At 71.1% G+C, this 5,810-nt stretch carries 3 protein-coding genes; 1 reads left to right on the top strand and 2 read right to left on the bottom strand.

Going from position 1 to position 5,810, the window contains the following annotated elements; all coding sequences use genetic code 11:
- Positions 1-176 precede the first annotated feature (176 nt).
- Complete coding sequence (locus ACLQ24_RS28150; protein ID WP_425894763.1) at positions 177-968, bottom strand: GntR family transcriptional regulator; 792 nt, start codon at positions 966-968, stop codon at positions 177-179.
- A 120-nt stretch (positions 969-1,088) separates the two neighbouring features.
- On the bottom strand, positions 1,089-1,958 hold the full coding sequence (locus ACLQ24_RS28145; RefSeq protein ID WP_269678735.1) for a PAC2 family protein: 870 nt from the start codon (positions 1,956-1,958) through the stop codon (positions 1,089-1,091).
- A gap of 274 nt (positions 1,959-2,232) precedes the next feature.
- Between ACLQ24_RS28145 and metH the strand changes: the two genes are divergently transcribed.
- The gene (gene metH / locus ACLQ24_RS28140; RefSeq protein ID WP_425894765.1) at positions 2,233-5,736 is read left to right on the top strand and encodes a methionine synthase; all 3,504 of its coding nucleotides are present in this window, start codon (positions 2,233-2,235) and stop codon (positions 5,734-5,736) included.
- The last annotated feature ends 74 nt before the right edge of the window (positions 5,737-5,810 follow it).

Below are 5,810 nucleotides of genomic sequence, written 5' to 3'. Positions count from 1 at the left end.
GGCCTGCTCTCTCGTGCTGGCCGGCCGTCGCGTGCTGGCCTGCTCTCTCGTGCTGGCCGGCCGTCGCGTGCTGGCCTGCTCTCTCGTGCTGGCCGGCCGTCGCGTGCTGGCCTGCAAGATCGCCGAACCGGGGGCAGGGCGGGGGCGGGGCCGGGCGGGGGAGGGCGGGAGCGGGGTCAGCCGAGGACCAGGCCGGGGTCGGGGTCTGGGTCGGCGGTTGGGCCGGGGATCTGGTACTCCTCGGTGAGGGTGGTCATGGGGCCTGGCCAGGTCGCCTGGGCCACCTCGATCGGTTTGCGGTGCGCGTCGTACGCGACGTGCAGCAGGTGCAGCACCGGCGTGTCGGGCCGGATTTGCAGCGTCTCGGCCTCTTCCCGGCTGGGCTGGCGGGCGCTGATGGTGTCGGTGGCCGAGACGTACCGGCGGCCGGTGGCCTCCTCGGCCTCCTGGTAGAGCGGCCGGCCGAACGCCTCGGCGCGTTCGAGGGAGGTGCCGGCGGCGTTGGCGGGCAGGAACCAGGAGGCGCCCACCTCGACGGGGGAGTCGTCGGTGCGTACGAGGTGGCGGCGGCAGAGCAGGTTGGTGCCGTCGGTGACCCCGAACGCGTCGGCGACCTCGGCGGGCGCGGGGGAGAGACCGACGGAGACGAGTTGTTGACGGTATCGGGCGGCCAGGTCGGTGTGGTAGCCGCGGAAGCCGCCGTACCGGCCTCGGGAGAGGCGGTTGAGTCGGCGGCGGGTGCCCCGGACGTACGTACCCGAGCCGGGTTTGGTGATCAGGATGCCCTCGACCCGCAGCTGGTCGACGGCGCGTTGGACGGTCTGCTTGGCGACGCCGAACATCTCGGCGATGGCCGGGATGGACGGCAGCCGTTCGCCAGGTCCCCAGTCGCCGCGGCGGACCTGGGTCTTGAGCTGCGCGGCGATCTGCCGGTGTGGGAACTCGGCGGCCCCGGGATTGATCTGCACACCCGCCTCCTTGATCACATCTAGGTTCCTAGGATGCCCTAGCGGGTGTGACGGCGCCACCCCTGACACGCGAGAACGGGCCCCCGGACCACGAAGGTCCGAGGGCCCGCGAAGGCAGTGCTACCAGGAACCGGCGGTGGGGCCGGCCGAACCGCCCCGACGCCGCAGGTACTTCTCGAACTCCTGGGCGATCTCGTCACCGGTCAGCGGGGTGATGCCCTCGTCGCCAACCCGCTCCTCCAGCTCGCGCACGTACTCGCCGAGCTCGGCGTCCTGCTCGGCGGCGCTGCGCACCCGCTGCTCCCACTCGGCGGACTCCTCGGCCAGATCGGCCATCGGCACCGGCAGGTCGACGACCTCCTCGACGCGGTGCAGCAGGGCGAGGGTGGCCTTGGGGCAGGGCGGGTTGTTGGCGTAGTGCGGCACGTGCACCCAGAACGACACGGCGTCCACCTCGGCGCGGGCGCACGCGTCGTGCAGCACGCCGACGATGCCGGTCGGCCCGTCGTAGCGGGTGGGGGTGAGCTGGTAGCGCTCCGCGGCCTGCGCGTCGGAGGCGCTGCCGCTGATCGGCAACGGCCGGGTGTACGGCACGTCGGCCAGCAACGCGCCGAGCAGCACCACCCGTTCCACCTCGAGGCTGTGGCAGATCTCCAGCACCTGCTCGCAGAATGTCCGCCAGCGCATGCTCGGCTCGATTCCCCGGATCAGCACGACGTCACGGTCGGTGCCCTCGGGGCTCGCCACCATGAACCGGGTCGTCGGCCACTCCACCCGGCGGGTCTCCCCGTCGGCCATGGTGATGGTGGGCCGGCTGACCTGGAAGTCGTAGAAGTCCTCTGGGTCCAGCTCGGTGATCTGCCGGGCGTTCCAGACCTGCTCGAGGTGCTCGACGGCGGCGGTGGACGCGTCGGCGGCGTCGTTCCAGCCCTCGAACGCGGCGATGGCCACGGGGGACCGCAGGACCGGCAGTCCGTCGAACTCGGTCACGCCGTCACCTCACCCTGCTCGTCGCGGCCGATACCGGGACCGCGCCCGGTGGTCGGACCGTGGTGCACGATGGCGTCCCTGTTCTCCTTCACGTCCGCCAGCCTACGTGCCGGGCAGGGATGCGGCCCGTCGGCCGCGCCGGTCCGCCCGGTCCGCGACCGGGCATACGGCGGCGAACCGGACAGCGTGATCCGGCCGACACAATATGGGATCGGAAGCGCACGGCGTTCGGGTTCGCGTAGGGCCGCACTAACCTGAACGGGTGCGGAACTCGTTGCTGGATGTGCTGGCCGATCGGATCCTCATCGCCGACGGGGCGATGGGCACGATGTTGCAGGCGGCTGACCTCACGCTCGACGACTTCGACGGGCTGGAGGGGTGCAACGAGATCCTCAACGTCACCCGTCCCGACGTGGTGCGGGGGGTGCACGACGCGTACCTGGCCGCCGGCGCGGACTGCGTGGAGACCAACACGTTCGGCGCCAACCTGGCCAACCTGGCCGAGTACGACATCCCGCAGCGCATCCGGGAGCTGTCCGAGGCGGGCGCGCGGATCGCCCGGGAGGCCGCCGACGCGGCCAGCACGCCGGAACGGCCCCGGTTCGTGCTCGGCTCGATCGGCCCAGGCACCAAGCTGCCCACCCTCGGGCACGCCCCCTACTCGACGCTGCGCGACGCGTACCAGGAGAACGCCGCCGGTCTGATCGCCGGTGGGGCGGACGCGTTGATCATCGAGACCTGTCAGGACCTGCTCCAGGTCAAGGCGGCGGTGGTCGGATCGAAGCGGGCGATGGCCGAGCTGGGCCAGTCGGTGCCGATCATCTGTCACGTGGCCGTGGAGACCACCGGCACGATGCTGGTGGGCAGCGAGATCGGTGCCGCCCTGGCGGCGATCGAGCCGCTCGGCGTGGACCTGATCGGGCTCAACTGCTCGACCGGCCCGGCCGAGATGAGCGAGCACCTGCGGTACCTGTCGCAGCACTCCCGCATCCCGCTGTCGGTGATGCCGAACGCCGGCCTGCCGGTGCTGACGGCCGACGGGGCGTACTTCCCGCTGACTCCCGTGGAGCTGGCTGAGGCCCTGGAGCGCTTCGTCACCGAGTACGGCGTGGGGCTCGTCGGTGGCTGCTGCGGCACCACCCCGGAGCACATCCGGGTGCTGGACGAGCGTCTGCACGGCGTCACCGCGCCGCCGCGCGAGCCCCGGCACGAGGCGGGTGTCTCGTCGGTCTACCACCCGGTGCCGTTCGCCCAGGACGCCTCGGTGCTGATGGTGGGGGAGCGGACCAACGCCAATGGCTCGAAGGCGTTCCGGGAGGCGATGCTCGCCGGTGACTTCCGCGCCTGCGTCGAGATCGCCCGCAGCCAGGCCCGCGACGGCTCGCACCTGCTGGACCTGTGCGTCGACTACGTCGGCCGTGACGGCACGCGGGACATGCGGGAGCTGGCCGGCCGGTTCGCCACCGCGTCGACGCTGCCGATCATGCTGGACTCCACCGAGCCGAACGTGGTGGAGGCAGGGTTGGAGATGCTCGGCGGCCGGTGCGTGGTCAACTCGGTGAACTTCGAGGACGGCGACGGCCCGAACTCCCGGTACGCGCGGGTCATGCCCGTCGTGCGCGAGCACGGCGCGGCGGTGGTGGCGCTGCTCATCGACGAGGAGGGGCAGGCGCGTACGAAGGAGTGGAAGGTCCGAGTCGCGGCGCGGCTGATCGACGACCTGACCGGTCGGTGGGGGATGGACCGCGCCGACATCCTGATCGACGCGCTGACCTTCCCCATCGCCACCGGTCAGGAGGAGACCCGCCGCGACGGCCTCGAGACGATCGAGGCGATCCGGGAGATCTCCGCCCGCTACCCGGGGGTCAACTTCACCCTGGGCATCTCGAACATCTCCTTCGGCCTCAACCCGGCGGCCCGGCAGGTGCTCAACTCGGTGTTCCTGCACGAGTGCGTGCAGGCCGGTCTGACCTCGGCGATCGTGCACGCCAGCAAGATCCTGCCGATGTCGAAGATCCCCGACGAGCAGCGCGAGGTCGCGCTCGACCTGGTCTACGACCGGCGTCGCGAGGGGTACGACCCGGTGCAGCGCTTCCTGGAACTCTTCGAGGGCGTCGACGTGACCAGCGCGCGGGCCACCCGCGCGCAGGAGCTGGCCGCGCTGCCGCTGGACGAGCGGCTCAAGCGGCGCATCATCGACGGTGAGCGCAACGGCCTGGAGGCCGACCTGGACGAGGCGATGGCCGGCGGCCGGTCCCCGTTGTCGATCATCAACGACATCCTGCTGGACGGCATGAAGGTCGTCGGCGAGCTGTTCGGCTCCGGGCAGATGCAGCTGCCGTTCGTGCTCCAGTCCGCCGAGGTGATGAAGACCGCGGTGGCGTACCTGGAGCCGCACATGGAGACCACCGAGGACGGCGGCAAGGGCCGCATCGTCCTGGCCACCGTGCGCGGCGACGTGCACGACATCGGCAAGAACCTGGTCGACATCATCCTGTCCAACAACGGCTACGAGGTCGTCAACATCGGCATCAAGCAGCCGATCAGCGCCATCCTCGACGCCGCCGAGCAGCACCGCGCCGACGCGATCGGCATGTCCGGCCTGCTGGTCAAGAGCACTGTCATCATGAAGGAGAACCTGGCCGAGATGGCCACGCGCGGGGTCGCGGAGCGCTGGCCCGTCCTGCTCGGCGGTGCGGCGCTGACCCGGTCGTACGTCGAGGACGACCTGCGCGCGATGTACCCCGGGCAGGTGCACTACGCCCGCGACGCGTTCGAGGGACTCTCCCTCATGGACCGCGTGATGACCGCCAAGCGCGGCGGCGCCCCGGTCGTCGACCCGGAACGTGAGGCCGCCCTCGCCACCCGCCGGGCACGTCGCGAGCGACAGCGCGCGGTGGTCACCGAGTCCCTGCCGGAACTGCACGACTCCTCGGTCCGCTCCGACGTGGCCGCCGACGTGGAGGTGCCCACCCCGCCGTTCTTCGGCACGCGGGTGGTCAAGGGCGTGCCGATGGCCGACTACGCGGCGCTGCTCGACGAGCGGGCCACGTTCCTCGGGCAGTGGGGGCTGCGTGGCGCCCGGGGCGGCACCGGGCCGTCCTACGAGGAGCTGGTCGAGACCGAGGGTCGGCCGCGACTGCGGTACTGGCTGGACCGGCTGATCGCCGACCAGGTCCTTGAGGCAGCCGTGGTGTACGGCTACTTCCCCGCGTACTCCGAGGGTAATGACCTGGTGGTGCTCGACGAGAACGGGCACGCGGAGCGCGCCCGGTTCTCGTTCCCCCGCCAGCGCCAGGAGCGACGGCTCTGCCTGGCCGACTTCTTCAAGCCCAAGGGCGACCAGCTCGATGTGGTCGCGCTGCAACTGGTCACCGTCGGGCAACCCGTCAGCGAGTACGCGGCGAAGCTGTTCGCCCGCAACGAGTACCGCGACTACCTGGAGGTGCACGGGCTGTCCGTGCAGCTCACCGAGGCGCTCGCGGAGTACTGGCACCGGCGCGTCCGCGCCGAGCTGACCCTGCCCGACGGGCGTCCGCTGGGGCACGACGACCCGGCGGACCTGGCGGGCATCCTGCGCAACGACTACCGGGGCTGCCGGTACGCGTTCGGCTACCCGGCCTGCCCCGATCTGGAGGACCGGGCGAAGATCGTGGACCTGCTCGGAGCGGAGCGGATCGGCGTCGAGCTGTCGGAGGAGTTCCAGCTCATGCCGGAGCAGGCCACCGACGCCATCGTGGTCCACCACCCGGAGGCGAGCTACTTCAACGCCAAGTAAGAGACTGTCGGGTAACTGGGTGGGGGCGGAACGTCACGCCGAGACACGTCGATGGAAGGTCCTCGACAAATAGA

Origin of the sequence: Micromonospora sp. DT4, assembly GCF_049841675.1 — a bacterium.
Taxonomy (GTDB): Bacteria; Actinomycetota; Actinomycetes; order Mycobacteriales; family Micromonosporaceae; genus Micromonospora.
Note: the sequence above shows the minus strand (reverse complement) of the source record. Positions and strands in the feature narration are given on the sequence as shown.